Consider the following 807-nt stretch of genomic DNA (forward strand, 5'->3'; position numbering starts at 1 on the left):
GGCGCGAAATCGAAACGCATCGGAAGATCCTCGGGTTCAATCTATTTAATAACGTTCGTTACAAATATTGTACCCCGACGCGGCGATCAAGTCCGCGACCTTGATTTTTATAACGATCCATACAAATATGCGTGTGGAACATGCCAACCGGGGTTCTGACGATATGGCACGGAAAAAGAGCGAAACGAGCCCGGCGCGCCGGGGACGCCCACCGGCCTACGACGCAGAGACGGCCTTGAAGCGGGCAACGGAAACGTTCTGGAGGACCGGTTATTCCGGTACCTCCCTGGACAAGGTCGCTGCCGCGACCGGGATGAGTCCGCCGAGCCTCTACGCGGTGTTCGGCAACAAGCATGCGCTCTATCTCGAGGCCCTCGCGCGGTATTGGGAGATCAGCCTTGCCGCGACGCGTGAGGCTCTCGCCGGGGACCATCCCTTGGACGAAGCGCTGATCCTGGCCTATGACGCGGCGCTGTCGATCTACTTTTCCGGCAAGGGAGCCGCACGCGGCTGCTTCGTGGTGGGGACGGCGGTGACCGAAGTCGCAGAAGATGCCGCGATCCGGAGCAGCGTTGCGGCGGGACTGCGCATGATAGATGCCGATTTCGAAGCCCGCTTCCGGCTCGCGCAGGACAAGGGCGAACTGAAGCGCGACGCCGATCCGGCGGCGCTTGCCATTCTCGCTTCAGCCACGATGCACACCATCGCCATTCGCGCCCGTGCCGGCGCCCGCCGCTCCGAGCTGAGGGAGATGGCCCGAAAAGCGGTCGATGTGATCTGCGGATGCCGGCGATGATCTCGCGGATT

Annotated in this window: 1 protein-coding gene; it reads left to right on the plus strand. The window is 62.1% G+C overall.

Translation table 11 applies throughout. The annotated features are described in order from the left end of the window. The first annotated feature begins 235 nt into the window (after window positions 1–235). A complete protein-coding gene (locus IVB32_RS05355) occupies window positions 236–796 on the plus strand; it encodes a TetR/AcrR family transcriptional regulator (RefSeq protein ID WP_247375516.1) in 561 nt (186 codons plus the stop codon). Window positions 797–807 lie beyond the last annotated feature (11 nt).

The sequence above is a fragment of the Bradyrhizobium sp. 23 genome (genome assembly GCF_023073295.1).
GTDB classification, from domain to species: domain Bacteria; phylum Pseudomonadota; class Alphaproteobacteria; order Rhizobiales; family Xanthobacteraceae; genus Bradyrhizobium; species Bradyrhizobium canariense_D.